Source organism: Vibrio cidicii (assembly GCF_009665415.1).
Taxonomy (GTDB): Bacteria; Pseudomonadota; Gammaproteobacteria; order Enterobacterales; family Vibrionaceae; genus Vibrio; species Vibrio cidicii.
In genome coordinates this window covers 101,738-121,006 of record NZ_CP035921.1, presented here as the reverse complement: position 1 = coordinate 121,006, position 19,269 = coordinate 101,738, and the positions used below count along the sequence as shown (strand labels likewise).

Genomic DNA, 19,269 nt, shown 5'->3' with positions numbered 1-19,269 from the left:
GGTAACATTGACCATCATCTCGTTATGGTTATTTATAAATGTAACCAGTTACAGAAACCGGTTACATTGTAAGAAAGTTTAAGTTATAGTGTCAGCAGTTTGAACTGGCTAACAATGAATTACCAATTTTGAGAGAGAGGTCATCTATGGCTAAGTCTATTTTTCCTAACGATTTTTTATGGGGTGGTGCGGTAGCGGCGCATCAAGTAGAAGGCGGTTGGGATCAAGGTGGTAAAGGCGTGAGTATTGTTGATGTGCTGACTCGCGGTGCGCACGAAGTGCCACGTCGTATTACCGATGGGGTTATGGAAGGCGAATTTTACCCAAACCATCAAGCGGTCGATTTCTATCACCACTACAAAGAAGATATCGCGCTGTTTGCTGAGATGGGTTTTAAGTGTTTCCGCACGTCTATTGCGTGGACACGGATTTTCCCAAATGGCGATGAAGCCGAGCCCAATGAAGCAGGTTTACAGTTTTATGATGATCTGTTTGATGAGCTGTTAAAGCATAAGATTGAACCTGTCATTACGTTGTCACACTTTGAAATGCCGCTGCACTTGGTGAAGCAGTATGGCAGTTGGCTCAACCGCGACTTGATTGATCACTTCACTAAATTTGCGCAAGTGGTTATGACCCGTTACCAACATAAGGTGAAATACTGGATCACCTTTAATGAGATCAATAACCAACGCAACTGGAAGCTGCCGATCTTTGGTTATTGTAACTCAGGCATGCTTTACGCTGAGCAAGACCACCCAGAACAAGCGATGTACCAAGTGCTACATCACCAATTTATTGCCAGTGCATTAGTGGTGAAACTGGGGCACGAGATCAATCCGGATTTTAAAATTGGCAGCATGATCCACATGATGCCGCTGTATCCTGCCACCTCACGTCCGGAAGATGTGTTGTTGGCACAAGAGTTAATGCGTGAGAAATATCTGTTCAGTGATGTACAGGTTCGTGGCTATTACCCCAGTTATCTGCGTAAAGAGTGGCAGCGCAAGGGGATTGAAGTTGTGATGCAAGATGGTGATGAGCAGATCCTGCGCCAAGGCTGCGCGGATTATCTTGCCATCAGCTACTACATGACCAACATAGTCTCTGCCGCGCCAGAGCAAGAGGGCGAAACCACCTCTTTGTTTGAAACTAGCCGCTTAAATCCGTATCTTCCTGCGTCCGATTGGGGATGGCAGATTGATCCAGATGGCCTGCGTTATGCGCTTTCTGAGCTGTATGAGCGTTACCAAAAGCCGATTTTTATCGTCGAAAATGGCTTAGGTGCCTACGACACCGTTGAAGAAGACGGCTCAGTCCAAGATGACTATCGCATCAATTACTTAGCGGCGCACATTGAAGCCGTGAAGCAGGCGATTAATCATGATGGCGTTGATGTGATGGGTTATACTCCTTGGGGCTGTATTGACTGCGTATCCTTTACCACTGGCGAATACAAAAAGCGTTATGGCTTCATCTATGTTGACAAACATGATGATGGAAGTGGTACATTTGCCCGTTCGAAGAAGAAAAGCTTCTACTGGTATCAAAATGTGATCGCCACCAATGGCAATGAGATTTAATCGCCGTTTTGAGCGAGATGTTATACAGAGGCGCAATAGCGCCTCTTTTAGTGAGGAAAATATGGCAACCATAACAGATGTGTGTGCACTGGCAGGCGTTTCTAAGGCGACAGTGTCACGGGTTATCAATGGCAGCGAGCAAGTGAAACCGAAAACGCGCGAAGCCGTGCATGCGGCGATGCGTCAGCTTGGCTATCAACCTAATACACTGGCTCAAGCGCTCGCAACCAATACCTCGCACTCGATAGGTTTGGTACTTCCTCACTTTGAAAGTAGCTATTTTGGCAGCGTCCTGCACCATGCTGAGCAAGAGACACAAAAAGCGGGTAAGAAACTGCTGGTGGTCAACAGTAAAAACAGTGCAGCAGGTGAACGTGAAGCAGTTGAAACCCTAGCCGCCCAGCGCTGCGATGCGGTTTTACTTTACAGTCGCCATTTATCGCAGGATGAACTGGTTAGCTTGCAGCAACAGATACAACGGCCGTTATTGATCCTCAATAGACGTTTGACCAGCTCTCATTTATACAGCTTTGGCCTCGATCAACAGCAGGTGACGTCACTGGCGATGGATCATTTACTCTCCCTTGGACACAGACAGATCGCTTGTATTGCGTCGCCATTACAGAGTGAAACGGGCAAAATTCGTTTTCATGGCTATCAAAAAGCGCTGCAAGCTAAGGGCATTGAGATTAACACCAATTTAGTGATTGAGAGTAATAATACGCTCTCTGGTGGTTATGACGCGATGAACGAGTTACTACAAACAGATGAAACGTTTACCGCGGTTTTTGCAAGCAACGATGATATGGCGTTAGGCGCAATACGCGCACTGTACGATCACGGGAAAAAAGTGCCTAGCGATATCGCGGTAATAGGTATCGATAATGAGCCTGCAGCCGCTTATGCGATACCGAGTTTATCAACGGTCAGCCTGCCGATCGTTACCTTAAGTAAAGATGCGACACTTTGTGCTCTCAAGCTCGCCAACAAGGAAACTGTGCCTGTCGAGCATCGTGTTTACCAAAGCGAATTAGTGATTCGAGAATCAACCAGCAAACAAGGTTGATTCAATGAGAGCGAACAAAAATACCCACCAAAGTCGGTGGGTATTTTTATTACAACTTATTTGAAACAACCTCTTGAACGCAAAAAGGCGTTAAGAGGTAAAGCGTTCAGGGAAATCAGAGAAGATCGCATCGACTTTGTCAAAATAACGAAACTTATCTGGCTGGTTGAGGGTAAAACACCAGATCTGATATCCGCCACGGCGCAAGTCGAGAATGTGTTTTTCTGTAATCCAGCGATAGTTTAAGTTGCAACTGAACGCGTTGACTTCTTTCAGCACTTGTCTGTCGCGCTGCGACAGACGTTCACTTAGCACGGCCAATCGGTAACCCGGGCAGTGTTTATGTAACTGCAAAATCACCTCGTGGCTAAAGCTAGAGAGCAAGATTTTGTCGGTAGTAAGTGGGCTATCATCAAGCAACTCTTTAAGGTTGCGTACGATACCACTCAATTCGTGGCGATCGACTTTCACTTCAATGTTTAAGCCCAAATCATACTCAGCCGCCATTTTTAGCAGCGATTCCAATGTCATGATCGGTTCATCATTGAACTTGGGGTCAAACCAACCGCCAAAGTCTAAATCTTGTAATTCTTCCAGCGTGTGCTCATCGACGCGGCCTTTGCCGTTGCTACAACGGTCGATGGTGTGGTCGTGGCAAACCACCAACACACCATCTTTGGTTGGCTGAACGTCAATTTCAACCCAACTGAGACCAAGATCAATCGCGGCTTGCACACTTGCCCGCGTATTTTCTGGATAAGAACCTGCCACACCACGGTGGCCGACAATCATTGGAGGCATTGTTTTTCCTTAAAAAATCATACCAAAAAGCGGGTATGGATAACTTGGCGACACTGTCACAGCAGAAACGCCACTAGTGTGACTCAAAGCACAAAAATCCATTGCATTTCAGACAGTTCACTCTCATAAAACGCAGCATATCGCCCTTGTGGTCTTTTGTCTTCAAGCGAAGCGTAATATTTTTGCGTTCAAGCCAATTTGCTCAAACAGTAAAGACTTAATGAATAGGTAAGCGAAATAAGCAAAGGGGTCTGCCTAAAAAAGACAAACCCCAAAGTAGAACGTATAAGTTGCAGAGTGTTTGCGAATTACACACCAGCACGTTTGAGTAGGCCAGCCATCAGCGCAGAACTAGAACGCACTTGTTTGGCTTTATTTCCCAACGTTTTTGCCAGCGCTATGTTATCGATACTTTTGGCAATGTAAGACATTGAGCTATAGAGATCCGTGGCCGATTTGATTTTTGCTTTGTCGTTTAGTGGTGCGAGAAGCTGAACCATTTGAGTTCCGCTCATGCCTTTATCGTTCGCATAGTCTTCCACGGCATTAAGTAGTTGATCAAGATCGATCATCGCTTCAGCACTTTCGATGCCTTGCTTTTTCATCTCTTTCTGATTGCGCTTACGCATTTGCTTGATCACAAAAGAAGGCGTATTGGCTTTTTTGTAAACCACGTAACCAAGCAGGGCAACCACAGCAATACCCCCTAAAACATAACCCCATATTGAACCTGAAGATTCAACCACAGGTTGTAGGGTTTCGACGGTATACTCCACGGTAGTTGGTGCATCAGACATAAAAATTACCTTTGAAAATGGCTTCGGTTTGGAAGCGTAATACTAAAATTCACTGGCGCAGGCTCGCATTGCGGTGCATCAAATTAATATGAATAACCCTCTCATGAGAGAGGGTCTGTTAACTCATACTGTGATCATTGGGATTTGGACGGAAATAACAAGCCAACTTGCTACAAATTGTAAAAAGAGTCGCCCTAAATCACATTTTCCTGGTGTGAATGAGTGAAAACTCAGCAGCAAAGATTATTTTTGACTAGCATTGCGCTCCGTTTTTACGCAGGAGTAGCGGACGATTTCATCCACCAGTTCGCGTATTTCTGGCGGCGTATAGTGAACCGCTTGTCGACTGCTGCGCGACTGAGACGGCGCCTGCGCCAACTCTCGTTTAGTCGCGGGTTTATGTGAACGCTGGATCACCTGATACAAGCTGTCCGCACCTTCAATGATCTGCCATCTTTTATCCCAAAAACTGCCCATACTGGTGCCTCCTATGCTTCAATTTGGTGCAAAACTTTGTTTAAAAAGGGCGAAGTACGCCGAATTTATCCTCTGAAACGATTAGGGCAATTTTCAGGCCAAAGTGACATGGTTCTAAGTTATTTTAACTCTGTTCAATTGATTAGCTTTAACCAAAACGCCAACTCTTGTCGTAAGTGTGTATAATTCTTAGCGGTTTATTTTTTTAAAGGCGGCATCATCGCGAGGTTACTTCAATGACAAAGGCAAAATTGACGTTAATTCGTGGCTTACCTGGTTCAGGTAAAAGTACCTTGGCGCAAAAGCTGGCCAGACAAGAGCAGGCGGTACACATTGAAACGGATATGTTTTTCGTCGATGCAAACGGAGAGTATCATTTCGATCCGCAAAGGCTAAGTGAAGCACACCAATGGTGTTTAGCGCGTACCATTGAGTTTCTACAAAATCAGCAGCATGTCATTGTCAGCAATACATTTGTACGCCACTGGGAACTGGCACCATACCGCCGATACGCCAAAAAAAACTGTATTCCGCTTAACGTTCTGGTTTGCAACGGTAATTACGCTAGCGTTCATCAAGTGTCAGTGCAAACAATAGAGAAAATGCGGAAAAACTGGCAAGACTAAACTCAATTCCGATTTAATGTGCTATGTCGCATCTGTAACTGAAATACGATGTTTGTTAGCGCCGGAATTCCCCTATTAAACTCGCAACAGTAATGTGCTCAGCTTGCCCGAGATGCGCAATTCGCCCCCAATCTGAATCATAGAAAATGATGATTCACGAGGATTAACGCGATGCGTCTTACCATCTTAGCTTCTTGCCTGTTGGCTACTTTCGCTACCCATGCTGAAGGTGTTTCACCACCTCCAGAGACAAAGATTGTGCTAGCCGAAAACTACCAAGGCGGAATTAACATCGATGAGTACTGGTACAGCGAAAAACTGGATGGCATTCGTGCCTATTGGACAGGGGAACAGCTCCAAACTCGCAGTGGCAAGAAAATCCACGCACCTGCCTGGTTTGTGCAGGCGTTGCCCAACTATCCATTAGATGGTGAGCTTTGGGCTGGGCGAGGTCACTTTCATCTTGTGCAGCAAACTGTGTTAGATACCACCCCGGTCGACCACGCATGGCAGCAAATTCGCTTTATGCTTTTTGATTCTCCGCATACAGCAGGTGATTACCGCAAGCGTTATCATCACATTACTGATTTGGTTCGAACAATGGGTGTCCAACATATCCAATACGTTGAACATATGCCGATACAAAGTGAACAGGCGCTGTTTGTACACTTAGATGAACTAGATCACCAGCAAGGTGAGGGAATAATGCTGCGTAAAATTAGCAGTCGCTATCAAGCAGGTCGCAGCTCTGATTTACTCAAACTCAAGCGTTATCAAGACGATGACGCGGTGGTGATTGGCTATAAACCCGGCAGTGGGCGCCTTATGGGTAAAATGGGCGCTATTTTGGTTCGACTGGGGGATGGGACGGAATTTTATATTGGTAGTGGGTTTACCGATGTGCAACGCGAAACGCCACCAGCGATCGGCAGTACGATTACATTTCGTTATAACGGTCTAACTCAAAATGGCATTCCTAAGTTTGCTCGTTACTTGCGCCAGCGCGTTACTCAATAAGTGTGGACTACTGAACAGGGTTTTGGCAGCGCTGAAAGAGTTGCTGCCAAAACTGAATGTGTTCTAGATTGGCCTGGCGAAATTCTTGATGAGCTTCTTGGAGCCGATATGCCGAGTTTTGCTCTTCAAATGCCGCAATGATGATGGGCAAATGGTTATTCAATTGATAGTAAGCTGCGTCAAGTTCGGCATTATATGCTTGAATCGACTTTATGTAGTATTCATGAAAAACGTTGCGCAGGTAGTTAAAACGAGTTTGATCCCGGTTAGGACCGCAGTGAATTGAAGAAATATGCTTCGATAGCATATCAGTGGTGAGATTCAGCCAACGTGTTGAGCGTTGCAGCGAGTAGTACAAAGCGCCAATCAGCGGCGATCTCTCTAATGCTTCTTGGTATGGGTAGACCAACAGAGTAACCGGTTCATCCGCCGTAATTGCGGTGCCTATTTGCGCAAAAATAGACAAGGCGCTATTAATCTCACTCCACTGACTTTGTTGTCCCTCTACCAACCACTGATGGCCACTCAGTTGTTTTCTCATTGCATCACTGGTCAAAATTAAGTTTCGCAAATGGACGGACAAGTGATCCTGTTTGATCTTGGCAAGATCGTCCAATTGTGCCCTCAAGCGAGCCGAGAGCGAGTCAGACATTAGGCATCGACTTAGGGTATCACTTAAACGTAGTTGATAGTCGAAATCTTGGAACTGATCCCAAACTTTTCCAAGAGAGGAGTTCTTTTCAGCAACGATCTGAAAAAGGCCACAATCACGTAATTCATAGCTATCCAGTAAACCGAGAGATAAGCGAGGCAGTTCACTATATAGCTGTCTTTTATCCTCGAGTGTGATGGCAAAGGAGGTGGGAGGTGTTGGCGCATCTGCCTCTAAAACGTTGGCAAGACGTCCTGCATAGGTGACAAAGCGATCTTCAATACCTCCATTGTCGATGCAGGCAGTCAGCGAAAAGAGGGGAAATAAGAGTAAGCAAGCACGCCGCAACATAGTCATCCTCAATAACATCCCATGTTTAGGATAGTATAAAGCCGGCGTTCACCGGCTTGAATTGTGGAGTTAATAGCCAAGCAGATAGCTATTTTCCTACCAGTTGCAACTGTATGTCGTCACTTTGCTTGTGCAACCAATGCAGACGTAATCCTAACATTAACGCGGCCGCTGAGAGGCCGACGATGAAACCAATCCAAAAACCCTGAGCCCCCATTGGTTCAACAATCCAATCGGTGATGCCAAGCACATAACCCGTTGGTAAACCCAGCAGCCAATACGCAACAAACGTACGATTAAAGATGGCCTTCATATCTTTGTAACCACGAAGCGCTCCTGCTGCAATAACTTGAATCGCATCTGTGCATTGATAGATGGCCGAAAAGAGCAGTAGTTGCATCGCGAGATGGATCACCGCTTGGTTATCGGTATAGAGCAACGCAATCGGCTCACGCAGTAGCACGGTTGCTGTCGCAGTGAGTACCGCGGTCAACAGTCCAACCATCAGTCCTACATGGGAAGCCACTCTTGCGCCTTCAGTGCTGGCTTCGCCAAGTTTATGACCAACTCGAATGCTGGTCGCTGCGCCAATACTCATCGGAAGCATAAACAGCAGGGACGAAAAGTTGATTGCTACTTGGTGAGCTGCAACCACCACAGAGCCGAGCGGTGCCACCATCAAAGCAACAACGGCAAAAAGAGTGACTTCAAAAAATAGTGCGGCCGCGACAGGGAAACCAAGTTTAAAGAGTTTGATTTGAGCGCTCAGATTAGGGTGATACCAAACATGGAATAGCTTCACCTGCTTTAGCCTTTGTGACGTCGTCACATAAAGCAGCAACATGAAGAACATGATCCAGTAGACAATCGCCGTTGCCACACCACAGCCAACACCACCAAGTGCGGGCGCACCAAGCTTGCCGTAGACAAACATCCAGTTGAGCGGAATATTGAGCAACAAACCGAAAAAGCCGATGACCATCGCGGGCTTAGTTAAAGAGAGTCCATCGGTTAAGCTACGCAGTGTTTGAAACAGCAGAAAAGCAGGTACAGCAAAGATGACCGCGTGGATATAGCCTACTGTTTTGGTGGCTAATGCGGCTTCAACATCCATCAGGCTTACAATTCGTTCCGTCTGGAAAAGCACAGCGATGATAGGCACACTGATAAGCAGTGCCATCACAGCGCCTTGCTGGATTTCATATGGCACGTTGTCACGTTTACCGGCACCATTGAGCTGAGCAACAACTGGAACCAAGGCCATCAACAGGCCAATGCCAAACAGAATTGAAGGAAACCAAATGCTTGAGGCAACGGAAACGGCTGCCATATCAATGGCACTCACGCCGCCGGCCATCACGGTATCGACAAAACCCATACCGGTTTGTGCAACGGAAGCGATTAATACTGGTGTCGCTAGCCTGACGAGGCTGGATGCTTCTTTTTTGTAATCTTGCACGTGTACTCCACTAGATAGGTAAATATGTTATAAGGTCTTACTGCATTTCCGGGGCAGACAAAGGTACGTAACCTATGGAGTGGTTGAGCTGATGAACATTCAGCACAGGTATCATTTCGGGAAAGTTGTCTGGTATTGAGCGTAGGCCAGAACAATGAGTATGATTTTTTTGAAGCCTCCGGAATATTGATCCAGGATAATAATGGAATCTTAAACTACGCGCTAGAAAAAAGAGGTTGTATAGCATGTTTACAGGCATTGTTCAGGGAATGGCCGAAGTGGTCATCATTGAAAAGAAAGAACAATTTCAGACTCATACACTCCGTCTATGTAATGAAATGCTAGAAGGGTTAAACATCGGTGCGTCAGTGGCCCACAATGGCTGTTGCTTAACCGTGACTCGCATTGACGGTGAACTGGTCAGTTTTGACCTGATGCAGCAAACCCTACGACTGACCAATTTAGGTGACTTACAACCAGGCGACGAAGTGAATATTGAGCGAGCCGCGAAATTTGGTGATGAGATTGGTGGACACAGCATGTCAGGCCATATCAGCAATACCGCTTTAATCGAAGAAGTGATAGATAGCCCCAACAACCGCACTGTTTGGTTTAGCTTGCCAGTAAAGCAGATGAAATACGTGCTCGAAAAAGGTTTTATTGGTGTGGATGGTTGCTCATTAACTATCGGTGAAGTGGTGGAAAATCGCTTTTCCGTGCATCTCATTCCGGAGACATTAAATCGAACTCTGTTTGGCGTAAGAAAGGTTGGAGAGCGAGTGAATATCGAATTTGACCCGCAAACCCAAGCCATTGTGGATACCACAGAACGTGTATTGGCGGCAAAAGGCTTAGTTTAACCACACACCGCCACATTGGTGTGGCGGTTACCTTCTATCAGAAAACCTGCTCGTCGTCGGCATCTATCGTTAATTGAATGGTGTCTTGCATTTCGTCAACCATCATATTGAGGTGGATTGCGTGGCAACAGGCCGGACAGTCATCATAAAAGTCCTGACTGCCGTTGCTCGCATCTAATGTAATACCGATAAGATGCCCACAATGAGGGCATTTGATGTGTTTTTCAGTGTAGTTACGCATACTTCTTTTCCTTACGTCTATTCTGGTTTATTTAACAAACGTGGCGAGTGACGAAATACTTGCTAGCCAAAGCGCTAAAAAGCCAGTTTGTTTGTACACAACCGCACTACGCTCTGAATTCATGTTAGGCAGGAAAGTTGATGTTCGACTCAAAATAAGTGCAAAGTATGACAAAAAACTCAATACATAGACGAACAGACAGAAGATAAAGTGATATGACTCGAAAAATGTCATCGTTGAACTGAAAACGATGACATTCTCGATCTAGCGACACTGGCTAAGCATTGAGTTTATACGTTCGACTCAGTAAGAGAGAACATTGTCAACTGCCTTCTGTGCTTGTTCTAGATAATGACCGCCAAACTGATTGCAATGATTGAGGAGATGGTAAAGATTATAAATTTCTCGGCGCTGCGCGTAACCAAATGGGAGTGGCGCTAAGCTCTCATAGCCTTGGTAAAACTCAGGCTGAAAACCGCCAAATAGCTCCGTCATGGCAATATCGCATTCACGATCACCCCAGTAGCTCGCCGGATCAAAACAGATTGGGCCACAGGCAGATAGCGCGACGTTTCCATTCCATAAATCGCCATGCAATAGGGAAGGGCGAGGGTTGTGGCTAATAAGCTGACGTTTGACGACTTCGACAATCTCATCGAGCACACCAAAGTTGATGCCTTTTTCACGTAAGAGTTGTAATTGCCAACCGATGCGTTGTTCCGCAAAAAAAGTGTGCCATTTTTTATGCCAAGCATTGGGTTGTAGCACTGCGCCAATGAAGTTGTCTTGGTCAAAACCATACTCTTTTTGCTCTCCCCACAAATGCAACCTCGCGAGCTGTTGACCCAATTGATAGCTGCTCTGCGCGTCTTCAAGTGGTTTCGTCGGGAGATAGTTGAGAATAATAAAAGCATTCGATTTAGAGACACCAGTCAAAATTAACTCAGGCAAATGGATGGTGCAGGTTTCTCGTAGCTGACGAAGATTTTCGGCTTCTCCTTCAAACTTTTGTAGGAACTCTCGTTCGTTGACTTTGACGAAATAACGTTGTTCACCATCGCTAATCATAAAGCAGTCACTGATATCACCGCCTGCAAGCGGGATCTTTTCTACAATCTCGTAAGAGAACATCAAAGTGTCTGAAAGTTGCTCTGAAATCGCTTGCCACATAAAGCCTCCCATTTGACGACGCTGGTTTCAGTCTAAGTGTATGCTAGAAGGAGAAACAAAATGTCGCCATTTCACAAACTTCAGCAATAATTAGGTAATTTTACGAAAGAAAATAACTCAAATGTGAATTTAGTCGCTTATCTGCTCGCATTTTCGCCTATTTCCCTCTAGAGCATTTTTTCTTCGACCAGTATTATTCATTTTTTGATATTGGTTCCACGGTCTGTATGAAAATTCTCATTTGCGATGATTCGGCGGTTGCAAGGAAGTCAATTAGTCGATCAATTGTATGCGATAGTTCTGTGCATCTTATCGAAGCGCAAGATGGCTATGAAGCACTGCAGATCATGATGGAACAAAATATCGATGTACTATTTTTGGACCTCACCATGCCAGTGATGGACGGTTTTGAGCTGTTAGCCAGTTTGCCCGTCAGTCAGTACAAAACGCGCGTGGTGGTGGTCTCTGGGGATGTGCAAAGGGAAGCGAAACAACGCTGTTTGAACATGGGCGCGATGGCCTTTGTTGAAAAGCCCTTCAGCGATGAAGAAGCTGAACCGCTCTTTCTGCAACTCGGGCTACGCTATACCAACCCTCATGTTAAACCTGTTCTTAAAGCTGAAGCGCTCACCACACCACTTTTAAAATTTAAAGAGATCGCCAATATAGCCCTAGGTAAAGGCGCGGCGATTATGGCAGACCATCTCAACGAATTTATTCAACTACCTGTACCTAGTGTTGGACCTCTGACTAGTGGTGAACTGTATATGACCATGGTAGACGTAGTTAAAAGAGAGGGCTCTGTCGCGGTCTCACAGCGTTTTGTTGGTGGCGGGATTCATGGTGAAGCTTTAGTTTGCCTTCGTGGCAGTGATATTGATCAAATCGGTGAGAAGCTCGGTTACCACAAAGACTTTACTACCCATAACGAGGTGATTCTCAACATTGCCAACTTACTGGTCTCTTCTTTTTTAACTTCGCTTGGTGGACATCTCGACAAATCTTTCTCATTGCGTCAGCCTGCCATCATTGATACGGTGATTCCGGATGTCGATTGCGGACAAGAATCAGATGAACTCTTTACCATCGAATATACCTATTTTGCCGAAAGCATGGATTTCGAATGTGAGGTTCTATTTCTCATTGATAGCCCTTCGGTTGCCATCATCTACGACATTATGGAGACATTATGACTTCGGACTTAACGCTCGATATTGCCGATTTTCACTGGGTAACCCAAATTCTCGATACCATGGACTCAGGCTTGGTTGTTATCGATCGCTCATTTCAAGTGTGTGTCTGGAACAGCTTCATGCAGTCCTACAGCGGTGTCATGTCACAGCACATTTTAGGTAAAAGCCTCTTTGAGTGTTTCAATGAGTTGCCACGCGTCTGGTTGGAGACCAAGGTAAATACCGCCGCTGAACTGGCGACGCGCTCTTTCTCTAGTTGGGAAAACCGTCCTTATCTATTTAAGTTTCATAACTTTTCGCCAGTCTCACATGGCAGCACCTATATGTATCAAGACATCGTTATCACGCCATTGCGTTCTCTGTGTGGTCAGGTGACACACATAGCGATTCAGATTAATGATGTATCCGAAATCGCTCGTAATAAGATTCACCTTAAAGAGACCAATCAGCATCTGTCTGAAATGAGTCGCCGTGATGGGTTGACTGGGCTGTATAATCGGGCGTATTGGGAACAGTCGATGAAAGAAGAATTTAATCGAATGCAGTTTCTCGATACACATAGCTCTCTAGTTATTTTCGATATCGACCATTTTAAACGCGTCAATGATACCTATGGCCATCACGCAGGCGATGAAGTGATTCGTAAAACGTCTAATATGCTGAAAAAAACCGCTCGCAACAGTGATTTGTGTGGGCGCTACGGCGGTGAGGAGTTTACGGTTTTATTGCCAAACACCAGTGCCGATCAAGCGCGTTATTTCGCTGAACGCCTACGTAAACGAATCGAGCAAGAAATCGTCCGAGTAGAAGATTTCGTGATCAACTACACAATCAGCTTGGGTGTGTGCGAATTTAACCCCGCGTTTTCCGGTTATATAGAATGGTTGAAATGTGCAGATAAGGCGCTTTATCTGGCAAAAGAGAGCGGTCGCAACCAAACTTGTGTTTACGAAGAGTGATCTCTGTTCGCTTTTGATGGAAAGTACGCCATTTGATCAAATTCTGCGATTTATAATTGATTAAGTTGGTGAAATTTCCCAGACATGTCTTAGTATTAACTTAGACAAAAAAGTTGTAAGCTTACGCATGATGTAAGCATTCAGACGGAGAAGAAGAGTGGTTGTTGAAACCGATGGATACTTAGCTCTCATAGAGCACCTTGCCTTGAATCTTGATGTATTCGCGTCTGACGTTGGCGATACAGGCACAGAAACCATAGAAGATGTGATCACAGACATGATTGCATCCAACATCATGGCTCTTTTTGAACAAAACCCAGAACTGCATTCCAGCATCCGTTTCAAATTGCTGAAAGAGGCAGATATGGTCGCAGACGATTTGGGTGAAGTGCTGGCGGGTGTTTGGCATAAGAAAGCGACAAACGAACAGATCAATTTTCTTGATGAGTACATTGCACTAGTAAAAAACCTATTTGACAGTGCTGTGGCTAAGTACGATTGATACTACTGGGTCGGAAGAGTTAGAGAGTAACTCTTCTGACCTGCCAAAATTTATCCGCCCAGTAAGGGTTATCAAGCCGTGAAATGATTACTCCCTTCGTTGTTGATGCATGCATAAACTGCAACCCGCCTAAATATATTCCTACGTGATAGTCCGATTTACTGGTTTTAAAGAACAGCAAGTCTCCCTGTTGCTTCTGCTGCCATTCAATCTTTCGGCTCGCATCAAACTGCTCTCTCGTGGTTCTGGGTAGAGTAAATTGGTAGGCTTGGCTGAAGGCATGCTGAACAAAAGCCGAACAATCGACGCCATCTTTATCACTCCCACCAAACTGATATGGTGTGCCATGCCATTCGAGATAAAATGACTGTAGCTGAGGGTTGTTGGCTAAAACGTGCTCAGAAAGATTCATGTTATCGACTTCTCTGTTAGCCACCTTCGTCTGGCTACATCCACCAACAAGCAAAATCATTAGCAAAATTAAATAATTAAATTGTTTCATATGTAATCAGGATGTCTTTTTACTGTCATGTAACTGTCACGAACGGTCCATAAACTTGGCAGTAAATCACACTTTGTCTCATCCTTGTGACTTGATACTTTGGTTAATGTATGAATCCGCCCAAAACTAAACGTGCTTCTCTCTCTTTGATCCAGGCGATCAGCGTGCTGTTTCTCTCTATCATCCTCCTCGTCTTTGCACTCTCGATATCGAGTTACAACGGTGTGCAAAAAATAGGTACACAGTTTAGCACCTTGTCGACCCAAGCTTTACCACTTGCGATGAATAACGCCAAACTCACCCAGAATATTCTCGAACAGGTGAAGTTGCTCAACTATGGCGCCTCGCTCAAAGACCCCAGTGAATTGCAAGCAACGCGCAGTAAAATCGCACAACTAACGTCAGAAACATCTCTATATATTGAACGCGTGATGGCCATCACCAGCGCTTTTGAACAGATGATCTCCCCGCAACAACAGCAACAATTACAAAGTAATGTCGATGCGATTGCCCAGATCACGTCAGACATCTTGGCAAGACAAGCAAAAGCGATCGAAAACCAGCAAAACATTGACCAAGCGATTAGCAGTTTTCGCTATGGTCTCAGTTCTATTGGTCCAGAAATGAATCGTATCAGCTCATTTTTGAGTGTCGATAATCCAGAGTCAAGCGATGCAGCAAACCGCTTTAGTGCTGGGGCAAGCTCGATGGAAAGCACGTTTCTCATGCTAATGATGCAAAGCGATCCTGAAAAGGCGGAGGGCGAGTATCGTGAAATGCGTAACCGTATCGCTGGGATCCGCCTCGCTTATGATGATTTTAAAGAGTGGCACCCAGACGTCATCGAATTTGCTAGCTTGACCGCGCCTTATGAGATGGTGTTGGCCGGTTTTAAAGAACAAGGCGTATTAGCGATGTTGATGGATAGAGTACAAAATCAGCAAGAGCAACAAAGCCAGATCACTCGTGTGACACATCTATCCAATGAAACTATCGAACTACTGAACACGATCTCTGCCACTGCCTCGTCACTTATCCAACAAGGCGAGCAGATTGTAAGTCAAACCATCAGTAATATGAGCCTTACCTTGACGCTCAGTGGGATCATCGTCGTCGGATTGGTGATCAGCTCGTGGCTTGGGTTTCGCGCTTGGGTCAATCGTGGCTTGAAGAATATCCTGAAGCGCCTTTCTGAACTCACACAACATAATTTTACCCAATTTGCTCAAGAGGTTGGCCCGAGGGAAATGCGTGAAGTCGCAAGAAAACTCAACCAAGTCATCAATTCCACCGGTGAATCACTCACGGTCGTTACTCGAAACTGTGAAGCACTCTATCAGACCGCAGAAATCAGCCACGGTGCGGCGGAGTATTCTAGTCAAAGTTTGAACATACAAAATGATGCTTTATCGGCGATGGTGGCGACGGTCACTGAACTGGAAGCCTCAATCAGAGAGATAGCGTCTGTTACCAGCGCCTCTTACGATGATGCCAAAACAGCGACAGAAAATACGCAACGTGGAGTTAGAGTGGTCGAAGGAAGTCTCAATCGCTTGATGCTGCTGGAACAATCCCTGAACATCAACGAAGAAGCGATGCACGAGCTGGATTTACGCGTTAAGGCGATTCGTGAAATGGTCGACCTGATCAGCGGCATCGCTGATAACACCAACTTGTTGGCGTTGAACGCGGCAATTGAAGCTGCCCGTGCGGGTGAGCAAGGACGCGGATTTGCGGTCGTCGCCGATGAAGTGCGTAAACTAGCCAGCGATACCTCTAAACAAACGTCAAACATTAGCGAAATGATGAGTGAGTTGATAACGGCGGCTGAAAAAAGCCGTCAATCCGTCGAAGAGTCGCGTAAGGGAATGGCAGAGGCGCTCGCCGCGAGCAGTGAAGTGAAAGTCGCCTTCAGCGATATTGAGACCGCCGTTGGGCATATTCGCGAGCGTGTCGAACAAATTACTTTGTCGACAGAAGAGCAACAACGTGCGACGTCAGAAGTCTCTCGCGCCATTACCCATGTTTCAGAGCAGGGCGATCAAACTAGGCAACAGCTGGAGTCGATGGTAGAAAGCTCGCAACACGTTTCCGATATTGCGGGTCAGCAACAAGAGATGCTGCATAAGTATCAGTTGGCGAGCTAGGTCTAGCCAAAGTTATCTAGCCAAGACAACAAAAAAGCTCAATCACAGTATTGAGCTTTTTACTTTTCTGAAAATGATCTACTGGCGCTTAGTCTGGTAGCGAAAGGGCTGGGTTAGCATTTTATCTAACCACTGTTCTCGAGCTTTTCTAATTTCAGGCACACCGATTTGTACCCTCTGATGGCCGAGCTTCGGTTGAGCGACGTAGGTACGGAAAAGCCTATCCCACAACGAAAGGAAAAAACCAAAATTGGAATGCGTTTCTCGCACAATCACTGAATGATGCACCCGATGCATGTCAGGCGTTACAATCACTTTTCTCATCACCGCATCAAGCCTAAGTGGCAGCTTTGCATTGCTGTGATTAAACATCGCACTGGCGTTGAGAATGATTTCAAACACCACAATCGCCAGTGGTGAGACACCTAAAGCGAACACACTGCCGATTTTGATCATCATAGACAGAAGAATTTCTATCGGATGGAAGCGAGTACCTGTAGTGACATCGATATCTAAATCAGCATGATGCATGCGGTGCAGACGCCACAACCAAGGCAGCCTGTGAAACAACAAATGCTGCAGATAGATGATGAGATCGAGTATAAACACGCAAACTAATACATTCGCCCACATAGGCAGAGAGAGCTGATGGAAAATGCCTACTTGCTGATCTTGGGCGATCTTAGCGGCTTCAAAAGCCGTCAGGGGCAGTAAAAGCGCAATGATCAAGCCGTTAAGGGCGACCAAAGTGAGGTTGTTCAACCAACGTACCGTTTTAGGAGCGGTCAACGCTTTTCGCGGTCGGTAGTGCTCCCAAGCGGCACAAATCAACAAAACAGCAATAAAAATGGTTAAGCGAAGAGTGGAGGGGTCGTTAAAACTCGGCTCGGTCATAGGATTCCTTTAATTTGTCCGATTGAGAGTAGTGTTGAGCTTGTCGCGCCTTATCAGTAGAATCCAGCTCTCTTTTATTTGAGCCTAGTTCATCATGAGATTGCACGCTTTTCATCGTTTATACCAGTACCGTCAGTCCATCTCAACCAAGCCATTTCAAGCGCGAGGATGTAATGTTGTGCGCTGCCGAAATTGCCAAGTCGCCCTTGAGCACTGCTTGTGCGACGTTCAGCCCGATGTACCGACCGATATTGCGTGCATGTTGATCGTTTCTGACAATGAGGTGTTTAAACCAAGCAACACGGGGCGCTTGATTGCTGATGTGGTGCAAGAAACTTACGTTTATCAATGGAACCGCACCGAACCAGACCATAACATGCTCACTTTATTACAGTGTGATGATTATCAGCCTGTGATCGTTTTCCCCGGGGACTATGTTGATCAACCAGAGCGTTTGCTGAAGCAGTTGGATTCCAACCTGTTAATACGTGAGTCGTCCAAGCATGATCACCGCAAATGGCTTCTGATCTTCATTGATGGCAGTTGGCGTGAAGCGAGAAAAATCTTTCGTCGATCCAATTATCTGCAAAATCTGCCTGTGCTCTCCATCAACCCCGATCGTCTGTCTCAATATCAAATGCGCCGCTCAGACAACGAACAGCATCTGTCGACCGCAGAAGTGGCGTCATTAGTACTCTGCCAAGCTGGCGAAACATATGCCAGCCAGTGTCTGCAAAGTTGGTTTGAAACCTTTCGCGAAAGTTACCTGCTGAGTAAAAGCCGTGCCAAACAGAATGAGAACAAACCTTTTCTAGCTGAGTACTTGCGTAGCTTCAAAAGCGAGACATCACTCTAACTTATGCCTTAATGCTGTTGAGTAGTTGCGCAAACGATATCAGTCAGCGGATAAATTCTGCCTGTGTCACGGTTTGTAGGCTTAGAGATATGGATAATGCGCAGATATTTATTATCTTTTGACTCCAACTTCTTAGGAGTCTGACACGTCTTTTCAGGAGAGAACACATGTACTACGGCTTTGATGTCGGTGGCACTAAAATTGAGTTTGGTGCATTTAATGAAAAACTAGAGCGCGTTGCAACGGAGCGTGTTCCGACGCCTACCGATGATTACTCACTGCTGATTGATACCATCGTCGGTCTAGTTGAAAAGTACGATGCGCAGTTCGGCTGCGAAGGTAAAATCGGTTTAGGTCTACCGGGGATGGAAGATGCTGACGATGCAACGGTGTTGACGGTAAATGTCCCTGCAGCAAAAGGCAAACCACTGCGTGCTGATTTAGAGGCGCGTATTGGCCGTAGCGTAAAAATTGAAAACGATGCCAACTGTTTTGCTTTGTCTGAAGCGTGGGATGAAGAGTTGCAAGATTCGCCATCGGTGATGGGGCTTATTCTTGGTACAGGCTTTGGCGGTGGTTTGATCTACGACGGCAAAGTGTTCTCTGGTCGTAACAACGTGGCAGGTGAGCTGGGTCATATGCGTTTGCCGATTGATGCATGGTTCCATCTTGGAGAAAAAGCGCCACTGCTTGGCTGTGGGTGCGGTAAGAAAGGCTGTCTTGATAGCTATCTTTCAGGTCGTGGCTTTGAGCTGCTTTACGCTCACTACTATGGTGAAGAGAAAAAAGCCATCGACATTATTCAAGCAAACGCCGCAGGCGATGAGAAAGCGGTGGAACATGTTGAGCGCTTTATGGAGTTGCTGGCGATCTGCTTTGCCAATATCTTTACCGCAAACGATCCGCACGTGGTTGCACTGGGCGGCGGTCTGTCTAACTTTGATCTCATTTACGACGAGATGCCAAAACGCGTGCCTAAGTATTTGTTGTCTGTGGCGAAATGTCCGAAGATCATCAAAGCAAAACATGGTGATTCAGGCGGTGTTCGTGGCGCAGCCTTCTTAAATATCAAAGGATAAATTCAACAAAGGCTTGCATCTGCAAGCCTTTATTTTA

At 45.8% G+C, this 19,269-nt stretch carries 20 protein-coding genes; 11 read left to right on the top strand and 9 right to left on the bottom strand.

What is annotated here, in order from left to right:
- Window positions 1-146: 146 nt before the first annotated feature.
- Window positions 147-1,583 carry a 6-phospho-beta-glucosidase gene (locus tag EWA64_RS01230; RefSeq protein ID WP_061895407.1) on the top strand — a complete coding sequence of 479 codons (1,437 nt, stop codon included), beginning with the start codon at window positions 147-149 and terminating at the stop codon, window positions 1,581-1,583.
- Between the two features lie 61 nt (window positions 1,584-1,644).
- Entirely contained in the window at window positions 1,645-2,649 is a 1,005-nt protein-coding gene (locus EWA64_RS01225; protein WP_061895406.1) for a LacI family DNA-binding transcriptional regulator, read from the top strand.
- 90 nt (window positions 2,650-2,739) lie between these two features.
- On the opposite strand, the gene EWA64_RS01220 is transcribed toward EWA64_RS01225, so the two are convergent.
- The 3 genes from EWA64_RS01220 to EWA64_RS01210 form a co-directional block, all read right to left on the bottom strand.
- On the bottom strand, window positions 2,740-3,450 hold the full coding sequence (locus EWA64_RS01220; RefSeq protein WP_061895405.1) for a glycerophosphoryl diester phosphodiesterase: 711 nt from the start codon (window positions 3,448-3,450) through the stop codon (window positions 2,740-2,742).
- Window positions 3,451-3,758: 308 nt separating this feature from the next.
- Complete coding sequence (locus EWA64_RS01215; protein ID WP_061895404.1) at window positions 3,759-4,247, bottom strand: hypothetical protein; 489 nt, start codon at window positions 4,245-4,247, stop codon at window positions 3,759-3,761.
- Between the two features lie 243 nt (window positions 4,248-4,490).
- A complete protein-coding gene (locus EWA64_RS01210) occupies window positions 4,491-4,724 on the bottom strand; it encodes a hypothetical protein (RefSeq protein WP_061895403.1) in 234 nt (77 codons plus the stop codon).
- Window positions 4,725-4,960: 236 nt separating this feature from the next.
- On the opposite strand from EWA64_RS01210, the gene EWA64_RS01205 reads away from it, so the two are divergent.
- Together EWA64_RS01205 and EWA64_RS01200 are read left to right on the top strand one after the other, a co-directional pair.
- Entirely contained in the window at window positions 4,961-5,350 is a 390-nt protein-coding gene (locus EWA64_RS01205; protein ID WP_061895402.1) for a P-loop nucleotide/nucleoside kinase family protein, read from the top strand.
- A 171-nt stretch (window positions 5,351-5,521) separates the two neighbouring features.
- A complete protein-coding gene (locus EWA64_RS01200; RefSeq protein WP_061895401.1) occupies window positions 5,522-6,367 on the top strand; it encodes a DNA ligase in 846 nt (281 codons plus the stop codon).
- 7 nt (window positions 6,368-6,374) lie between these two features.
- Here EWA64_RS01200 and EWA64_RS01195 read toward each other — a convergent pair whose 3' ends face one another.
- Window positions 6,375-7,370, bottom strand: a complete 996-nt coding sequence (locus EWA64_RS01195) for a DUF3080 family protein (protein ID WP_061895400.1) — start codon at window positions 7,368-7,370, stop codon at window positions 6,375-6,377.
- 88 nt (window positions 7,371-7,458) lie between these two features.
- The gene (locus tag EWA64_RS01190) at window positions 7,459-8,829 is read right to left on the bottom strand and encodes an MATE family efflux transporter (RefSeq protein ID WP_082796706.1); all 1,371 of its coding nucleotides are present in this window, start codon (window positions 8,827-8,829) and stop codon (window positions 7,459-7,461) included.
- A gap of 245 nt (window positions 8,830-9,074) precedes the next feature.
- Between EWA64_RS01190 and EWA64_RS01185 the strand changes: the two genes are divergently transcribed.
- Window positions 9,075-9,689, top strand: a complete 615-nt coding sequence (locus tag EWA64_RS01185) for a riboflavin synthase (RefSeq protein WP_061895398.1) — start codon at window positions 9,075-9,077, stop codon at window positions 9,687-9,689.
- 37 nt (window positions 9,690-9,726) lie between these two features.
- Here the strand turns inward: EWA64_RS01185 and EWA64_RS01180 are convergent, their stop codons facing one another.
- Together EWA64_RS01180 and EWA64_RS01175 are read right to left on the bottom strand one after the other, a co-directional pair.
- Complete coding sequence (locus EWA64_RS01180; protein WP_039426480.1) at window positions 9,727-9,930, bottom strand: CPXCG motif-containing cysteine-rich protein; 204 nt, start codon at window positions 9,928-9,930, stop codon at window positions 9,727-9,729.
- A gap of 303 nt (window positions 9,931-10,233) precedes the next feature.
- The gene (locus tag EWA64_RS01175; RefSeq protein ID WP_061895397.1) at window positions 10,234-11,100 is read right to left on the bottom strand and encodes a fructosamine kinase family protein; all 867 of its coding nucleotides are present in this window, start codon (window positions 11,098-11,100) and stop codon (window positions 10,234-10,236) included.
- Window positions 11,101-11,327: 227 nt separating this feature from the next.
- Here EWA64_RS01175 and EWA64_RS01170 point away from each other — a divergent pair, with 227 nt between their 5' ends.
- The 3 genes from EWA64_RS01170 (at window position 11,328) to EWA64_RS01160 (ending at window position 13,754) form a co-directional block, all read left to right on the top strand.
- Window positions 11,328-12,293 carry a response regulator gene (locus EWA64_RS01170; protein WP_061895396.1) on the top strand — a complete coding sequence of 322 codons (966 nt, stop codon included), beginning with the start codon at window positions 11,328-11,330 and terminating at the stop codon, window positions 12,291-12,293.
- On the top strand, window positions 12,290-13,252 hold the full coding sequence (locus EWA64_RS01165) for a GGDEF domain-containing protein (protein WP_061895395.1): 963 nt from the start codon (window positions 12,290-12,292) through the stop codon (window positions 13,250-13,252). The genes EWA64_RS01170 and EWA64_RS01165 overlap by 4 nt, the downstream gene beginning before the upstream one ends.
- 157 nt (window positions 13,253-13,409) lie before the next feature.
- Complete coding sequence (locus tag EWA64_RS01160; RefSeq protein ID WP_039436896.1) at window positions 13,410-13,754, top strand: DUF3802 family protein; 345 nt, start codon at window positions 13,410-13,412, stop codon at window positions 13,752-13,754.
- A gap of 19 nt (window positions 13,755-13,773) precedes the next feature.
- Here the strand turns inward: EWA64_RS01160 and EWA64_RS01155 are convergent, their stop codons facing one another.
- Window positions 13,774-14,256, bottom strand: coding sequence for a C40 family peptidase (locus EWA64_RS01155; protein WP_061895394.1), 483 nt, complete (start codon window positions 14,254-14,256; stop codon window positions 13,774-13,776).
- Between the two features lie 110 nt (window positions 14,257-14,366).
- Between EWA64_RS01155 and EWA64_RS01150 the strand changes: the two genes are divergently transcribed.
- Entirely contained in the window at window positions 14,367-16,403 is a 2,037-nt protein-coding gene (locus tag EWA64_RS01150; RefSeq protein ID WP_061895393.1) for a methyl-accepting chemotaxis protein, read from the top strand.
- 78 nt (window positions 16,404-16,481) lie between these two features.
- Here EWA64_RS01150 and EWA64_RS01145 read toward each other — a convergent pair whose 3' ends face one another.
- Complete coding sequence (locus EWA64_RS01145) at window positions 16,482-17,297, bottom strand: sterol desaturase family protein (RefSeq protein WP_061895392.1); 816 nt, start codon at window positions 17,295-17,297, stop codon at window positions 16,482-16,484.
- 94 nt (window positions 17,298-17,391) lie between these two features.
- Here EWA64_RS01145 and EWA64_RS01140 point away from each other — a divergent pair, with 94 nt between their 5' ends.
- A complete protein-coding gene (locus tag EWA64_RS01140; protein ID WP_061895391.1) occupies window positions 17,392-18,153 on the top strand; it encodes a tRNA-uridine aminocarboxypropyltransferase in 762 nt (253 codons plus the stop codon).
- Window positions 18,154-18,320: 167 nt separating this feature from the next.
- Entirely contained in the window at window positions 18,321-19,232 is a 912-nt protein-coding gene (gene nagK, locus EWA64_RS01135) for an N-acetylglucosamine kinase (protein WP_061895390.1), read from the top strand.
- Window positions 19,233-19,269 lie beyond the last annotated feature (37 nt).

Bases quoted from the DNA above. Each gene is read 5' to 3' on its own strand.
- EWA64_RS01230 (WP_061895407.1), top strand. From the start codon at position 147: ATGGCTAAGTCTATTTTTCCTAACGATTTTTTATGGGGTGGTGCGGTA.
- EWA64_RS01225 (WP_061895406.1), top strand. From the start codon at position 1,645: ATGGCAACCATAACAGATGTGTGTGCACTGGCAGGCGTTTCTAAGGCG.
- EWA64_RS01220 (WP_061895405.1), bottom strand. From the start codon at position 3,450: ATGCCTCCAATGATTGTCGGCCACCGTGGTGTGGCAGGTTCTTATCCA.
- EWA64_RS01215 (WP_061895404.1), bottom strand. From the start codon at position 4,247: ATGTCTGATGCACCAACTACCGTGGAGTATACCGTCGAAACCCTACAA.
- EWA64_RS01210 (WP_061895403.1), bottom strand. From the start codon at position 4,724: ATGGGCAGTTTTTGGGATAAAAGATGGCAGATCATTGAAGGTGCGGAC.
- EWA64_RS01205 (WP_061895402.1), top strand. From the start codon at position 4,961: ATGACAAAGGCAAAATTGACGTTAATTCGTGGCTTACCTGGTTCAGGT.
- EWA64_RS01200 (WP_061895401.1), top strand. From the start codon at position 5,522: ATGCGTCTTACCATCTTAGCTTCTTGCCTGTTGGCTACTTTCGCTACC.
- EWA64_RS01195 (WP_061895400.1), bottom strand. From the start codon at position 7,370: ATGTTGCGGCGTGCTTGCTTACTCTTATTTCCCCTCTTTTCGCTGACT.
- EWA64_RS01185 (WP_061895398.1), top strand. From the start codon at position 9,075: ATGTTTACAGGCATTGTTCAGGGAATGGCCGAAGTGGTCATCATTGAA.
- EWA64_RS01180 (WP_039426480.1), bottom strand. From the start codon at position 9,930: ATGCGTAACTACACTGAAAAACACATCAAATGCCCTCATTGTGGGCAT.
- EWA64_RS01175 (WP_061895397.1), bottom strand. From the start codon at position 11,100: ATGTGGCAAGCGATTTCAGAGCAACTTTCAGACACTTTGATGTTCTCT.
- EWA64_RS01170 (WP_061895396.1), top strand. From the start codon at position 11,328: ATGAAAATTCTCATTTGCGATGATTCGGCGGTTGCAAGGAAGTCAATT.
- EWA64_RS01165 (WP_061895395.1), top strand. From the start codon at position 12,290: ATGACTTCGGACTTAACGCTCGATATTGCCGATTTTCACTGGGTAACC.
- EWA64_RS01155 (WP_061895394.1), bottom strand. From the start codon at position 14,256: ATGAAACAATTTAATTATTTAATTTTGCTAATGATTTTGCTTGTTGGT.
- EWA64_RS01150 (WP_061895393.1), top strand. From the start codon at position 14,367: ATGAATCCGCCCAAAACTAAACGTGCTTCTCTCTCTTTGATCCAGGCG.
- EWA64_RS01145 (WP_061895392.1), bottom strand. From the start codon at position 17,297: ATGACCGAGCCGAGTTTTAACGACCCCTCCACTCTTCGCTTAACCATT.
- EWA64_RS01140 (WP_061895391.1), top strand. From the start codon at position 17,392: ATGAGATTGCACGCTTTTCATCGTTTATACCAGTACCGTCAGTCCATC.
- nagK (WP_061895390.1), top strand. From the start codon at position 18,321: ATGTACTACGGCTTTGATGTCGGTGGCACTAAAATTGAGTTTGGTGCA.